Below are 16410 nucleotides of genomic sequence, written 5' to 3'. Positions count from 1 at the left end.
CCTTTAAAGTGCTTCAGAATCTAGCTCACCCGTACGAATACGGATAGCTTGCTCTAGGTTATAAACAAAAATCTTACCGTCACCAATTTTCCCGGTGTAAGCCGCTTTAGTAATGGTTTCAACTAAACGTTCAACAAGGTCTTCATTAACCGCAATTTCTAACTTTACCTTAGGTAGGAAATCGACTTGGTATTCAGCGCCGCGGTATAATTCGGTATGCCCTTTTTGACGGCCAAAACCTTTCACTTCACTGACAGTGATACCTTCGACGCCTATTTCAGAAATAGCCTCTCTGACATCATCTAATTTAAATGGTTTTATGATTGCGCTAATTAATTTCATGGTTAACCTCTAGTTATAGTTTTTATCTTTCTGATAACCAGATAATACAATTCATATGCCAACATGAATTTACGATATAAATTAACAACTTAAGCAGATGCTAAAATTTATAATTACTTTAATCGCACCAAGAACGTGCATAAAAGCACCCGACTGAGATCATCTGGTGCAATGTGGTGTTGATCACCGCCACTTAAGTTGAGAATTCACGGCAACATGAGAATTAATAATAACAGGATAATTTTTTGAGGCTTAAATAGTTAAATAAAATTCAAGGGTCTATATGTGTTGGTATATACAGACTGATAATAATCGCACTAGACGATTACGTATATATAGGTTCATATGTGTGGGTTCCAGTTTACTTCTGAATTTTGTCCGGCATAGTTAAATTCTGTAAAAGAGCCGTTAATAAAATATAGAGTTAGCCTACAGAAGCTGAGCAATCAAATATAAATAGGATTAGATGTGGGGATTACGTCTTCTTTTACTATATTGCGGATCAGATTTATGGTGATCAATTCACAATTAAATTTTCTCATCCGGTGACGAGTTTCTCATTATTTGTGACGATCCACATGTGAGCAGTTTATTAACCTTAAATTATAGGGGGGGGGCAGGCAGAAGCACATGGATTAAATTGTAGTGAATGCATGTCAACCCAATCTCTTAACGTAAATGAAGAGAAAGTTGAAATTTTAATAAGTTGATAGCTAATGGTGGGATTTAACTGGTGACTTTAAACCATTACATCAAATTAACTGTCTTTATGATAAGTAGGTTATTGATGTCGGTTGTGGTGGCGGTATATTAGACAATGATAAGTTTATTCGCCCTTCACCACTTCCACGAAAAATAGGGACGTTTTAGATATATTATATCTGTATTGTTATTACTAATGGTGGGTATGATAATAGGTGTATTCAATGACAGGAAATCATAAGTTAGCTGACTCACTGTGTGTTAATTATATATTGCGCTGTCGTAAGCTTTAAAAATAACTACCTTTACTTGTTCATAAAGTTCAAAACTTAGTAAATTCGATGGTTCAGATAGGAGTAAAATAATTGTTGTATAAACAATCAAGTTGTTTATACATTGCTCTGCACTTAGCTAGTAATAATAACCAACTGTAAAATATGAGTTTTATTTAATTTATGTTAATTTGCTATAGCGAAAATATATATTGACCAAAAATAATTTATAAAAATAATTAGCGTTAAAATAAATAAAATAATCGTTGCTTTTAGTAAATTCCAAAATCAAATAGTCTTACTAGGTTAGTCATCACTACCCCTTAAAACATGGCTAAAATAAAGACAAAGATCAACTTATTTTATCTCTTGCAAAACAGGTCAAACCTCACTATCTTGTGTCTAGAATTATAAAAAAACCTATATATACCAAATGGCTAATATATAGAATTATAAAAAGCTTAAGAGTTTCTCAGGCGCAAAGGCTTTTTAAATAAACATAACCGAAGTAAATCGAAAGATGACAAATGTATGCAAGCCACGATAATTTTTTAGTGGTACATGTTCACTTTTTTTGAACAGTTTCTCTTTCGTTTACTTCACTTTGAAGTAAAGGAGGATAACCATGATTGAATTTACATGTAAATATTTTAGCATCAAGCTAAATCTATCAAGTTTTATTATTACGTTCTGGATGATGTAATAGCAACTAAGACTTCATAATTAAAAAGCCATTCAATTTATTGAGTGGCTTTTTTATGCTTGTTTATTTATGTAGTTATCTTAAAGCTGGGTACATAAACCTCAAATAGAAAGTTATTAATATACAAATCAATTGGGCAAATACTTTTCGGGTTCAAAGGACTACTTAAGATTATTATACGAGCGTAACTCTCTTAACTTGATTCGCATTAAGCCTAAATTTCGTTGTTCTAAGGAAAGTAAACAGGCCGATTTTAGGCACAAAAAAACCTTAAGAGTTTCTCAGGCGCTTAAGGTTTTTTAAAGTCAACATAATCGAAGTAAATCGAAAGATGACAAATGTATGCAAAGCCACTATAAGTTTTTAGCGGTTCAGATTCAACATTTTTTTGGTGAATAGTTTATCTTTCGTTTACTTCATAATTTCAACTTTTAAGTAAACGGAGGATAAATCATGATCGAATTTGTATGTAAATATTTTTAGCATTAGGCTAAGGTTATCAAGCCTAATTTTTGTTATTCAGTTTTGGATAATGTAATAACAGCTAAGACTATTATTATGAGCCACTCAATTATTTAGCTTAATTATTTCAAATCAGCCACTATAATATTTTGATCCGCAACGTGTTCCGCAATTCTCATTTTCTATGACACCTCCACACACGTGAAGAGCTTCGAAAATTTCGAGAATGGATTATCTGGCTTGATAAGTCCTGTAAGTGGACATGTGAAATCATTTATGATTTTCGCGTCAAAACTACTAAGAAAAACAGTCATAACGTCACAAATCATCAGAAAATTATTATGTTTATTTTGATGGGCCAAAACAAATGAGAGTTTATGGGTTTTTTGTTCGATCATAATGTCTGATATTCAGTCAACAACCTTAATGATTACCTTGTGCGCTTTGTTGACGTTAGCTATTGGCTATTCTTTAGGTCAATAGTTACCACAAAGCCGACCCTTTTCATGAACCCAAATCATCGTTTATAAGGATCACTTTGATACGAAAGAAGACCTTAGCCTTGGCTTATCTAGCGACATTTGAACCGATACAAATCAGCTCTGCGTAGATAATATAGTTGTTCTAAATTTCATCAGGAATCTATAAAGTCAAAAATTTTAATTTGATTAAAAAATACCAAAGCGGACATTAGATTAATATGATTTTAAGTATTAAATTCTATGACGCTTCGGGGCACATTGCGCCATAGAATTGATTATCACTTAGTGTGCGCATTTCTGACTTTAGCTACTGGTTCTTCTTTAGGCCAACTGGTAGCCACTATATAGTCATTAATTTCTTGTGAATCCTTGATCTTATTTAGAAGAATATTAGCCAAGATTTAATATTCGGCTGTGTGACGTGTTTTGACTAAAACTAGTCGTTCGTAGTTTTTCTCTTGATGGGCTCAAAATAAATCATTCCTTATTTTACGATATGCCTGCCTTGGCAAATCCTATATGCTATTTACACACAAATTAGAGTATTAATTTAAGAAAATTATGAGGGTAAAGATTGAGATTATAGGATTCTGTCGTTTGATTTGAATATCGACTGTAACTAGACATTGCGATAGATATAATAATATTTGATATGCGACAATTAATTAAAAATATAACTATCCTCCTCCATTGTTTTGACTTAAGAGCTCTGAGTGTATACATTTAATTTATCTATGAATAGGATATTATAATGACTAAACCACTGCTTCTTGTAGTTGATGATGACCGGGATTTGGAAGAACCTCTATGTGAGCTTGCTGAAGATATGGGTTTTGAAGTGAAATTTGAAACGAGTGCAAAGAAATTTCAGGAGACATATCTTGCCACTAATCCAGTAGGTATTGTTATGGACATTGTCATGCCTGAAATGGATGGCAATGAACTACTAGAATGGGTAGGCCTACAAAATAGATTTACCCCAATTATTCTAATTAGTGGACATGATGGTAAATACATTCAAGTTGCAAAAATGTTAGGTAAAGCGAGTGGTAATATTATTATAGGAGGTATTACTAAGCCCATACGACTTGAGGATTTAGAGCTTCTGCTGCAGGAGATTTTAGATGCTGGATATCTCCCTCCTGAGTAAACCGCTCATAACTACCAGTATCAATACGTCATTTACAGAGATTTAAACTAAATTATTGTGCTGTATTCAGCGGTAATAAAAGTGTGTAGCTTTGTTCGCAGGAGAACCTAGCGACATCTAGCTAGTAATTTCCAAGGGCTAAAAAGTTTGGTGATGTTATCATCTGCACCATTGTTAGTAGCAAGAGTATTAAATCCTTCATCTTCAAGCGTTTCTAAAATTTCTTCCAGAATGATGTCATCATCGCGTCACACCATAAGTAAATAAAACACTAAAGAGTACAATGCTTTCAATGTGAGTATTCACTTTAATTAGTGCGTCGGTTCAAATACCTATTTATACCCGTTCGACCTGAAGATGCAGGATTCAGCTGGAATTATAAACACCTTTAAGCAAGGCATTGATTGAAGAGAATAGTTATTCTATTGAGGAAATCAATAACGCAGCATAAAGCGTTTATAAACCAGCCCTTTGGGGAAGTCTGAGCAAACCATACACATCGTTACATTTGTTTTTAAGGAGGCAACCATTAATAAAAAATATGCCTTGATTATGATTCGCTCAGATTTCCTGAAACGAGCATCTTCAAATGGAACGGGTATATACCAATTTGATTAAATTTCTTCCCAACTCAGAGTTATGCTTGATGTTTTGCAATTTGTAACGCAAAAAAGAGGCTTTTTGCATGATTCCTAATTAAAAATAAGGGTTGTGGCTCGCCAGTCTATATTTATTTATTTTTATACAACGAGTTACGGCACTTTCTTGTAAGGTGGTATGAATAATGTATTCTTTTATATGGAGCAAGGTTCAAGGAAATAATAGATGGTAGAGTTCTGATAAAACCTTACTATAAGAGTGACTATGTCGCAGGGTGACAACAACGAAATCAATAAAGTTGCGTCAGACTACTTGTCGCCTATAATTTTCATTAGGGTAGGAACGGTACTCTAGTCGTTGATAATATTAATGGTGCGCCCTATTGATGATCAATCTGCCGAGTGTTGGAGTAAGGTGAAGTGATGAGTTGGTATCATGAATAATTTACACCTACACTTAACGCATCACTAGGACATGTGAATAAAAGAGACTATGCCATGGGTGCTTCACTATTAATGCGCGCTGTTTAACAAAATGTTAGCTAGCGGTGGCGTGATGTGAGCGTTGAACAGACAGAGTAAGGTCGTTCAAGAAAGGAGATTAGTATTCTAAAATCTATAAACAATAGACTCGAAGACTGGCAGTCGGGTTATATATCAACCGCCCGCCTGACCATATGCATTGCCCTATCTTATCTGCTGCTAGGAGCCTTTGGACTTATGCTGGCTGTCGGTCCCGGATACGCAAGCCCGATATTTCCTGCCGCAGGTCTTTCGCTGGTGGTGGTTCTCTACTCCGGCCACCGGGCGTTACTAGGTGTTTGGTTGGGATCGGTTGTCTTGAATGTAATGGTTGCTTTGCTGCAACAAACACTCGATCCTATCACCGCAGTAATAGCGCTTCTGATAGCCAGTGGTTCAACCTTGCAAGCCTGGGTGGGAGCGTCGCTAGTGAACCACTGGCAGACATCCGATTGGCGCGATCTGGATCGGGGGTCGGATGCCTTTATATTTCTGCTCCTTGGTGGGCTTCTTCCCTGTCTGCTGGCATCAGCTGTTGGAGTTACCGGACTATATGTAGCCGGAGTGATACAACCGGGTGATTATATTTTTTCATATTTGAATTGGTATGTCGGTGATATTTTGGGTGTGCTGGTATTTTTACCACTGCTAATACACCTACTCAACAAAAAGAGCAGGATAAACTGGAAAATCAACCTATTGATGCCTATGCTGCTGATACTAGGTCTGCTCTGGCTGGCTTTTTACGGCGCAACTCATTGGATAATAAAAGAGCAGCAATATCAGCTGGAAAGCGATTCCCAAGCTCTTACAAAAAATATTGCCGACCGTCTGCTAACCCACCGAGAACTACTAACATCCCTGCGTAACTTTATTGAGGTAACCCCCGAATTCAGCTTCAAGCAGTTCAAGTTGTTTACCAGAATAACCCTGCAGGACAACCCTGATATTTTTGCTTTGAGTTTCAACGATCTGGTCACCATTGACCAGCGTTCGGTCTACGAACAACGGATCAGTGCATTGTCGCCGCTCGGTCAGTTCCAGATTACCGAACGAGATAGCCAAGGACATCTAAGCGCCGCGGCAGAACGAGGGGAATACGTACCTGTTCGTTACATAGTCCCACTGGAAAGTAATCTTCCAGCGGTGGGGTTCGACATCAATGCCGAACCGATTCGTCGTGATGCCATCAATCGAGCGATAACTACGAATAACATGGCTGTGACTGGGCCTATTCAGTTGATGCAGGAGCAGAAAAAACAGATTAGTGTGCTGGAGATTATGCCGGTTCTGGATAATCAGCTGGTTGCTGATAAGGAGCAAAATATACCGCGCTTACTTGGGTTTGCCGTATCGGTGGTCAAGATAGGCGAAATGATAGAAATATCCACCCGAGGAATAGTACCTTCGGGACTGCTATTTCGGATAACCGACCGAGCTGCACCTAAAGGAAAAGAGTTGCTCTACTTCTCAGAGAGTTGGAGTGACAGCGACAAGGTGTCAGAGCGCCAAGGCGACTTGACAACAGGGTTGCGCATGGGTGATCGCGACTGGTTACTTACCGTCCGTGCCACCGATGCATACTTGCAACAACATCGCCCTCTACTGGCCTGGTTTATGGGAGGGGTTGCAATCGTTATCACAGGACTGATTCAGCTTCTGCTCATCAGCATAAACGGACGTATGAGCGAAATAAGGTGGACGAATGAGGCTGTGAACGCCTCTCTAGATAATCTTTTCAACAACGCCAATGTACCGATCATCGTTTGGGATTCTACTAACAAGATCACCCATTTCAGCAAGCAGTTTGAATTACTCAGCGGACGGAGTGCCGAAGAGGTCCTCGCAAAGAATATAGTCATAATTTTCCGAGATAGCGATATCAACAGATACCCTAAGTTGTTCAAAACATCACTTAGAAGTGAACACAGGGAGTCCTTGGAATTGCCTATCTTGCATGTCAACGGAACGATTAGAACGGTTTTATGGAATGTCTCTTCAGTTCTTGGCGACAATGCTTCACCGATAGCGACTATTGCTCAAGGCTATGACATTACAGAGCTGAACAAAATACGGCTAGAACAGGAAAGCATTGCGCTGGACATGACACTGTTGGTTGATACTGCGAACGCACCGATTTTTGGTATCGATGCGCATGGACATATCAATGAATGGAATAAGCAATCAGAACAAATCACAGGCTATACTAAGGCAGAGGTTCTAGGTCAGGAGCTTGTGGCCAATTTCATTACCGATGACTATAAGGCTCCGGTAGGCGAGGTTCTGAACAAAGCACTTGAGGGCGAAGAAACAGCGAACTATGAATTTCCGTTGTACACCAAATCGGGAGAGCGCGTTGATGTGCTGCTTAATTCGACAACACGGCGTGATGCCAGCGGTAAAATCGTTGGAGTGGTTGGGGTTGGTCAAGACATTACAGAGCTGAACAAAATACGGCTAGAACAGGAAGGTGAACGCAAAGAAGCCACCGCCAAAATAATCCAAGCTTCAAAATTAGCAACACTGGGGGAAATGTCGACATCAATTGCACATGAATTGAATCAACCCCTGAACGTCATTCGCATGGCTGCAGGGAATAGCAGGCGGAAGATTTCTAAAGGCACGGCTGACTTAGAATATCTGAATGCCAAGCTGGAACGCATTGAAGAGCAGACTGTACGAGCAGCCGCAATCATTGATCATATGCGTATGTTCGGGCGCGAGGCTAAGGAAGAACTCAAAGCGATTAATGCTCGCGCAGTGGTTACCAATACGCTTGACCTGGTGGGTGAGCAATTTCGCCTGGCTGGTATTGATATTGTGACCGAATTTTCTGAAGACTGTCCCTCAGTTTTAGGTCATAGCATCCAAATGGAACAGGTAATTTTGAATTTACTTGCCAACGCCCGTGATGCCATGGCTGAAAGCGATGGCGATAAGAAGATTACATTGCGGGTATTTGAAGACGATAAATGTGTCCACATTACCGCTGATGATGCCGGTGGCGGTATTCCAGAAAATGTACTACCGCGTATCTTCGATCCGTTCTACACAACCAAAGAAATGGGTAAGGGTACGGGCTTAGGGTTGTCGGTCAGTTATGGTATTATCAATGATATGAACGGCACCCTCGTCGCTGAAAATATCGATGGTGGCGCCCGGTTCACGATCACTCTGCCGAGTGTGAGTTAATCATGATTATTGAAAGGAGAAATACTATTTCAATCAAAGTTCTTATAGTTGACGATGAAGAGATTATTCTTGAGGAAGCGTCAGAAACGTTAACTGAGGAAGGTTACGAATGTTTTGTTGCAATCGGCGTTAAAGCTGCAGTTGAAATCATTGAAACCACGCCCGGGATCAGTCTTATTCTCACAGATTTGAGAATGCCGGGGGAATCGGGTGCTGACTTGATCAAGATGGTTGAAGAAAAGTTTGGGCAAGACATAAAGTTTATCGTAATGTCAGGGCATGCTTTTCCCACTATTGAAACAGACGACATAGACCTTGACTTATATCCCTTTTTAAGAAAACCGCTAGATATTGAAAACCTGATAGAAATGGTCGATTCAGTGTTAGAGACTAAGGAATAATAATTGTGATTACAAAGATACTTATTGCTGAAGATGAGGACTAAATTCGCGAAGAGCTGGTCGAATGTCTAACTGATGGCAGCTTCGTTTACTTTGAAGAATCAAACGGTGAAGAAGGGCTCGATTTTCTTCGTAGGGATACTCAAAACAGTGTTGTTTTTAAGCGCTACTCTCGTTTATAGATAACTTACAAACCAAATATTTAGCCTGAACGCTAATAAATTCAGCCATATAAGGTTCATCATTAATTACAATAAGTAGTTAAGTCATTATGAGTATTATATTTTCAAATAGCTCAATTTAATGAATATTATTAGGGTCTGTAAATTAAGTTTTATCCCAATTATCTTTCCATGCTTCAATTTCTTCTGGCAACATCGGCTTTGCCATCCAGTAACCTTGTCCTTCGTCACATTTGAGTTCTCTCAATATATTCCAGACACTTTCAGTTTCTATTCCTTCTGCAACTACCGTCATACCAAGTTTATGGGCGAGCATGATTGATATTGCTGTAATTGTTTTGCATTCCTTATCCGTATCAATATTTTTAATAAATGCTTGATCAATTTTAAGTTCATTAAATGGCGCTCGAATCAGTTGTTGTAGTGATGAATAACCGGTTCCAAAATCATCAATTGATAGATTGAAGCCTTTCATTTTCAGTCGAGCTAGAATATCCATATAACGAACAACATCTGACATAAGCGCAGTTTCTGTTACCTCAATCACAATATTTTTAATGTTGGCACCCATTTCCTTTGCACAAGAAGATAATTTCTCAGGCATATCAAGATCGGTTAGTATTTTTGGTGACATGTTGATAGACATTCGTAGGTCAATACCATTTTTTAACCATTCTGCTTGTTGTCGAATAGATGTTTTAGTGACAAAAGTACTGATATCTTTAATTAAATTATTACCTTCGGCGATGGGGATAAAAATATCCGGAGGTATCAAGCCCCTTTCTGAATGTTTCCAGCGAACCAGAGCTTCAACACCAATTACTTTACGATTAGTGATGTTAATTTGTGGCTGATATACGACAAATAAATCTTTATTTACAATAGCCGAGCTAATTTCTTTTGCTGATGGTAAGAGAAATGAACCCAGTTTTCGTTGAGGTGATTCATCCACATATTTAGCCAAAATAACTTCTAACTGTTGTGCAAAAAATGGTTTTTGCAAAACGCCCAACACGGTAATATCTTGTTCTTCTGCAATTTTTTGTGCTGAATGCAATACGCCTTTATCTTTACCGCTCATAAGTACGATAGACGCGTTACTCTTAGATTTAGACAAGAGTCGCAGTAGTTCAATACCATCTATATTTGGCATGAAAAGATCGAGCACAATGATATTCAAATTTTGGAGGGAAAGTGTTTTGACCTCCGTTGGATCATCTGTCGATATTACATCAAAATCCATATTTTCAGCGACATCGGCAACGAATTCAGCGAAGTCTACTTCATCATCCACAACCAATAGTTTTAGTTTGCTCATAATAAAAGCCTAATTGTCCAACGCTTTTCTGATCGCCTCAGCAAGCTCCAGATCCCGGTATGGCTTGTTCAATAAATTGAGTGACCATTTTTGGTGAGCTTCCTGCTGTTTCATTTTACCTGTAAACCCTGAAGTTAATAATATTTTAATCTCTGGCTTTACTGCAACCACAGCTTCAGCTAAATCAAAGCCACTCAAGTACCCAGGCATCACAACATCTGAAAATATAATGTCAATTTTATTATTATGAGTTATTATTTCCAGAGCCTCATCTCCACTAGAGGCGCAGTATGTAGTATAGCCAAGATTCTCAAGCACACTTTTTGCTATGGCCACAAGATCTTCCTCGTCATCTACAATAAGAACCGTTTCATTACCCGTTGGCAGTATTTTGTCTATATCAGTACGCTTTTTATAAGAGTCTGCCGCACTCAGAGAACGGGGTAAATATACTTTAAAGGATGTACCTTCACCTTCTTCTGAGTAGACATTAATGCTGCCATTACATCTTTTGACAAAGCCGAATACCATTGCCAGACCCAGACCGGTTCCCTTACTCTTATCCTTGGTAGTAAAAAAAGGGTCAAAAATTTTATCCGCGGTTGCTTTTGTCATTCCCGTTCCTGAATCACTGACCGATATTTGCACATATTCACCTGCCTTTATGCCATATTTTAAGTCGGCCATATTATGATCCAAAATTATATTTCTAGCCTCAATGATTAAACGTCCACCTGAGGGCATGGCATCTCGTGCATTGAGGGTTAGGTTAATAATTGCATCCTGAAAGTCACCCGGGTTGAGGTCAACCAACCAGATATCCTTTTCAATATGTATCTCAAGGTTTATGCTGGCAGTGATTGATTTGCGAATGAAATCCTCAAATTCAGCGATTATTTTATCAATTTTCACTGGGCTATGTGCTTCTTCAGATTGTCTTGAGAAGTTAAGCAGTCGACGCGTTATCTCAGCGCCTCGTAGCGCTGCATTCTGTGCATTGTTTAATCTTTTTTGCTGCTTGCTTCCATCCTCAATTTCGCGTCGCATCAGATCATGGTTACCTATGATAATGCCGAGTAAATTATTGAAGTCATGGGAAATACCGCCTGTTAGTTCACCAATTGTCTCCATTTTCTGGGAACGTCGAAGTAATTCTTCTGTTCGCTTATGCTCGGTGATGTCACGGATGATGCCAATAAAAAGTCTTTCACCATTGATATAAGTTTCACTTATTGACAACACCATAGGAAAGGTTGTGCCATCCTTGTAGCGTCCTTTAACCTCTCGCTCGATCCCCATTACCTTTTTTTCGCCTGTTGTGATGTAGTTATCTAGATAACCATCATGTTCTTTATGATAAGGCTCTGGCATCAGCATCTTGATATTTTGACCTATGACTTCTTCTTCTGTGTAGCCGAACATTTTCGTTGCAGCCGGATTGAATATTTCAATAATTCCGCGCTCACTAATCGTAATCAGGGCATCCATAAGATTATTGATGATGGCAGAAAGACGCTTTCTATGTGCCGTAACTTGATTATTGGCGAAAATTAATTCCCAGGCCTGCTTTGCTTTCTCTTTCTCCGCCTGCTTACGCTCTGTCATGTCTAAGATTGTTGCAATATAAGCCTTTTGCTCAATATATTCTGATAGTTGCAAATGAATCTGAACATCATAAAGAGACTTGTCTTTTCTTTTGTGGGTTGTTGTAAAGACTAAATGATCCTTTGCACCTGTTCGAAGTGGTCGCGTCAACTCTGTAAACTTTTCTAATGTATATTCAGGTTTAATATCAACTGGAGTTCGAGATTTAAGCTCATCAATAGTATATCCAAGATTTTCCAGGGACCTATTATTTGCATATATAAATTCAAAAGACTCAGCATCGAATATAAAAATTTCATTAAGCGATTCTGTAATTATTTTGCCTAAACTTGCTACTGACTCTTCTGCTTGTCTGAGTTCGCTGATGTTCTTGTTGTGCTTCCTCAACTGAGTAATAATTGGCTGACCTAGTCGGAAGAATATAGCCGTAGCGCCAAGAATAAGTATAAAAGCAATGACGGTTGTTGTGAGAGCGGTTTGTATAAAAGGTTTACGGATTTCTTCTAAGTCAATTTTGACCACTAGCCCCATGTTTAGTATTGCAACCGGTTCGTAAGCTGCCATTACTATTTCACCATGATAATCAAGGCCAATGATTGTACCTGAGAGCCCCTTCAAGGCTAATCGCATTGGCTCTGCCAGCTCGGAGTTAAAAGGCACTGACTGAGGGGGGGCTGCTGAATCGGAACGATTTTGTATGATGAATTCGATTTTATCCCCGTCTAGCTGAGCTAATACAAATTCCCCCGTATCACCAAACCCTTTGTAATTTTTATGGGCATCGATAACTTGGCCTATAGTGGCCAAAGACGCTTCTTGTGTTTCTTTCTCATTAATTGCATCGTATCGCGCAACCGCTTCAATTAAGCGGGCTTGGCTTTGGACTGTATCCGTTAGAAGCATTCTGTGCTCCGTGATATTTTGACGATAGAGTATGACAATAGTGATGGTCATCACCATTAAAGATACTAGGACCATCACCATGGCCAATGAAAATAATCTTTTTCCTTCACTTATTTCAGCGCTAGTTCCAACGTTAATGGTGGAAGAGAGCCAACATAGAGGAATAGAGCCTTTCCCAGAAGCACCAACTATTGCAGCACCCAGCATGATAAAGGCCAATGCCGTCGTCAAGGCCATCGGAATAGTAGCACCTTGTCCGTATAGAAGATGGCTGCCAAAGAAATAGGTAAGACAGACAATGAAGGCTGTGCTAAATGTTAGAGCACCCAGTACGCCGATTAAGTCCGTCAGATTGATTTTGCTGTTATTTCCTCGGACGCGCCAAAGTAAGGCAAGTACAGCTAGACCGGAAAGCAAGAACAAGGCTCCTGTGTACACAGACATACGACCGATAGGTATCTCGCCGAGCTGTCCAGCAGCTGGAACCAAAGCATCCTCGAAGTTGAGGTCTAAGCCGGTGAAATAACCAACAACTTCAAGGGCTGCAAATAAGGTAACTACCATGGTTAGAGAAAAGGATACACGCAAGCTTGATTGTGATGAAGAACGCAGAGAAAGGGTAAATAAAATTCCAGACAGCACAATGAAACTGATAGCAGTACTCGGGGCCATAGGAATGTCAGACTCACTTATGCTAGCCAACACTCCAAGTCCTGGAAGATATCCAAGCAAACCAAAAATCGCAATTGCGCTTGCGCATATAGAGTAAATAACTATGGGGGATTTTATTTTACTATCCACACTCCACACTCCTATAGTAAGGTGTTATCGGAACTTTACCCTTCATTATTTTCTTGAACCATGTCAACTCCAGCATTAAAATTTCATGTCAGACAAGACCAAGCATTATTAATGCCAGCTTATAAAACCACTGTAACTCTTTGTATGTAGAGAGATAAATATAAATTGATGACCCACAGCCCTCTATTTATAAATCAGGGTTCATGCAGAACGCCTCTTTTTTTGCGTTGCAAGTAGCAAAACATCAACCATTTCTTTAAAACTAAATTCTTTTCACGTCTATGCTGTGATCAATGAAGATGCTTCATCACAACTATAGTAGTTGTGAGACAAAAAAAGAAAGAATACGTAGTGAATGCGTTGCTAAGGAAGACATGAGCTTCTAACAGAAATATGTTTTCAATTATTTGCACGCAGTCATTCGTTAAGCAAGGTAAGAGCGATTCATTGGTAAAAGAGCATTTTCAGCAAGTACCGCTCTCACCTTTGGGGAATGTCAGCTGTCGGGAAACTGCTAGAGGAATGTAATTGTTGAACTATCTCCGCTGTAGATCAAAATATACCAATTTCTTAGTCAATATTCTCAAATGCTAATGTCTTCAGTGTGGCATGACCTGAACTGTGTTGATGATTGCTCTACTTCCGCTTTTGGCTATATTTTGACCTAAACAACAGCCAGTAGCTAACGTCAACTAAGCGCACAGAGGAGTCTTTAGCGCTAATGGATTTAGTGCCTAAAGCTAGACCCTATATTTTTTGTATTCATATTGAGAGTGTATGCTTTTCTCCCACTCCACTCATCTTATTTAACTAAAACACCATTAGAACCACTGACTTTTCACTCCAGTCAAATGCTGATTGCCGCTATAGTAATCATTAAGTCGTTATGAACGATGCTGTTAATGCATTTATTACCTAGCTTGGTAAAATATCTCTTTTGGAATGAAAAAAATGCAAATAAATCTCTTTACGAATGAAGTAAATAAAAAAAGTAAAAATTCACATGTCAGATAGGGCTAGACTTCCGATGAAAGAGATTCTCTTGCCGAATGACGTTTCCCAGATTTGGCATACGTCACTCGATAAGAGGTTCTCTTGCATGGGTGGTAAAAGCATAAAGATTCAATTTCCCGCTCTCTAACCTTCATTATCAACGCATAATAATTGATAACTTTTTTGCTTCTTCAGGCAACCACTTTTTCCGATCGTCCGTCTAAACAGCTTTAAGCCAACAACAGAACAGGAAAACCAATGAAGCAAACAACAATTCGATCCAAGTTAACCTATTTACTCGTTATTTTTTTACTGATTAGCACTAGTTCAAATATCGCAAATGCTGACGAAAAAAAATCACTTCCACAAGCGTCAAATAAATTATTAATTAGTAAGACAGACGAAATAATTAAACAGTACACAGACCCTGGTTGGTTTTCTGGCAGTGTGGTGATATTTAAAGGTGACAAAGTTATTTATGATAAGAGCTTTGGTTTAGCTGATTTAGATAATACTGTAAAAAATACTTCTGCAACAAAAACCAGAATCGGTTCGATAAATAAAAGCTTTACTGCAACTTTAATAATGCAAAAAGTTCAGTCAGGAAAAATATCACTAGATGATACGTTAGAAAAGTTCGAGTTGGGCTTTCCAAAAGACGTTGCGAAGAAAATAACGGTGCGTCATTTACTGAAGCATACTTCAGGTTTTGCTGACATATTTAATAATGAATATTATAAAACATACCGCTCATTAAAAACTATCAATGACAAACTACCTTTATTATTAAACAAGCCTCTAATTTCTGAGCCAGGTAAACAATACAGCTATTCAAACTATGGTTATATTGTTTTGGGCGCTATTTTAGAGAAACTTGAAAAAAAGAGCTTTCAATCGATTATTGATGAAAATATTTTAAAAGTAATTAAGGCTGATAATACCCAATACGCCTTGACTGAAAACGTTAAAGATAAAGCTAAAAGTTATCAGTTCACTCCAATGGGGACAAAAATAGATAGAACGAGTCGTTTGGAGAATTTAACACCTGATGGTGGAATGTATTCAACGCCTTACGACCTGGCGATGTTTTTTTCAAAGCTTTATTATAGCAACCAGTTACTTAACGACCAATCAAAAGCAATGATGATAAATCATTACAAAAAATCAATCAAACCATGGTCTGAATTTTTAGATAATGATAAGACTAAAGTGATCTCTTATGGCGGAGGACCTGGAGTAAGTGCTGCTGTAGAGATATTAATAAAAGATAAGTTTATGGTGATCGCCTTAGCAAATACTGATGGAGTGGTAGCAGAGCGCATTACCCAAAGAGTGATTGAAGTTCATCAAGGCAAACAATATAAAAAGGTTCTGTTACCTATAGGGTTATTTGCGGCAAAGTTATTAGAAAATAAAGGAGATGCTTACTTTGTAGAAAATGCTAAACGTGAGTTCTCTCAAGCAGGATATGATCAATTTACAGCTAGACCTTTAAAATTTACTGCAAGACCTTTAAACAAATTAGGTTTTGCGCTTATTAATAACAATCAACTTGACCAAGCAATTAGTGCTTTTATTGTTAATACCGAGATATTCTCGGAAGATCCGAATACTTTTGACAGTTTGGCTTCTGCCTATGAAAAAGCAGGAAATAACAATAAAGCTTTATTGAATTATCAAAAAGCACTTTCATTGGATTCTGATTTTGAGTCTGCGAAAGAAGGTGTCTTGCGATTAAAGCAATAACCTCTTTAGTTAAAGGACGTGCTACAAATAGTTGA

The 16410-nt window shown here is 38.3% G+C and carries 7 protein-coding genes; 4 read left to right on the top strand and 3 right to left on the bottom strand.

All coding sequences use genetic code 11. The features are described 5' to 3' along the window. Nucleotides 1-3: 3 nt before the first annotated feature. The gene (glnK, locus tag CXF71_RS14740; protein WP_101233712.1) at nt 4-342 is read right to left on the bottom strand and encodes a P-II family nitrogen regulator; all 339 of its coding nucleotides are present in this window, start codon (nt 340-342) and stop codon (nt 4-6) included. 3372 nt (nt 343-3714) lie between these two features. On the opposite strand from glnK, the gene CXF71_RS14725 reads away from it, so the two are divergent. The 3 genes from CXF71_RS14725 to CXF71_RS14715 all read left to right on the top strand — a co-directional run bounded on the left by CXF71_RS14725 (nt 3715) and on the right by CXF71_RS14715 (nt 8827). After that, nucleotides 3715-4113, top strand: coding sequence for a response regulator (locus CXF71_RS14725; protein WP_101233710.1), 399 nt, complete (start codon nt 3715-3717; stop codon nt 4111-4113). Nucleotides 4114-5312: 1199 nt separating this feature from the next. Next, nucleotides 5313-8426 (top strand): PAS domain S-box protein, encoded by a 3114-nt coding sequence (locus CXF71_RS14720; protein ID WP_332871780.1) that lies wholly within the window; start codon nt 5313-5315, stop codon nt 8424-8426. A 2-nt stretch (nt 8427-8428) separates the two neighbouring features. After that, a complete protein-coding gene (locus CXF71_RS14715; protein WP_101233708.1) occupies nt 8429-8827 on the top strand; it encodes a response regulator in 399 nt (132 codons plus the stop codon). Nucleotides 8828-9154: 327 nt separating this feature from the next. Here the strand turns inward: CXF71_RS14715 and CXF71_RS14710 are convergent, their stop codons facing one another. Both CXF71_RS14710 and CXF71_RS14705 read right to left on the bottom strand, forming a co-directional pair. Next, on the bottom strand, nt 9155-10327 hold the full coding sequence (locus CXF71_RS14710; protein ID WP_101233707.1) for a GGDEF/EAL domain-containing response regulator: 1173 nt from the start codon (nt 10325-10327) through the stop codon (nt 9155-9157). 9 nt (nt 10328-10336) lie between these two features. Next, entirely contained in the window at nt 10337-13636 is a 3300-nt protein-coding gene (locus tag CXF71_RS14705; protein WP_101233706.1) for a hybrid sensor histidine kinase/response regulator, read from the bottom strand. Between the two features lie 1251 nt (nt 13637-14887). Here CXF71_RS14705 and CXF71_RS14700 point away from each other — a divergent pair. Next, nucleotides 14888-16375 (top strand): serine hydrolase domain-containing protein, encoded by a 1488-nt coding sequence (locus CXF71_RS14700; RefSeq protein ID WP_101233705.1) that lies wholly within the window; start codon nt 14888-14890, stop codon nt 16373-16375. Nucleotides 16376-16410 lie beyond the last annotated feature (35 nt).

It is taken from the genome of Colwellia sp. 12G3, from assembly GCF_002836775.1.
Lineage (GTDB): Bacteria > Pseudomonadota > Gammaproteobacteria > Enterobacterales > Alteromonadaceae > Colwellia.
Note: the sequence above shows the minus strand (reverse complement) of the source record. Positions and strands in the feature narration are given on the sequence as shown.

What these genes read in the sequence shown, in the direction of transcription:
- glnK (WP_101233712.1), bottom strand. Translation starts at nt 342, where the DNA reads ATGAAATTAATTAGCGCAATCATAAAACCATTTAAATTAGATGATGTC.
- CXF71_RS14725 (WP_101233710.1), top strand. Translation starts at nt 3,715, where the DNA reads ATGACTAAACCACTGCTTCTTGTAGTTGATGATGACCGGGATTTGGAA.
- CXF71_RS14715 (WP_101233708.1), top strand. Translation starts at nt 8,429, where the DNA reads ATGATTATTGAAAGGAGAAATACTATTTCAATCAAAGTTCTTATAGTT.
- CXF71_RS14710 (WP_101233707.1), bottom strand. Translation starts at nt 10,327, where the DNA reads ATGAGCAAACTAAAACTATTGGTTGTGGATGATGAAGTAGACTTCGCT.
- CXF71_RS14700 (WP_101233705.1), top strand. Translation starts at nt 14,888, where the DNA reads ATGAAGCAAACAACAATTCGATCCAAGTTAACCTATTTACTCGTTATT.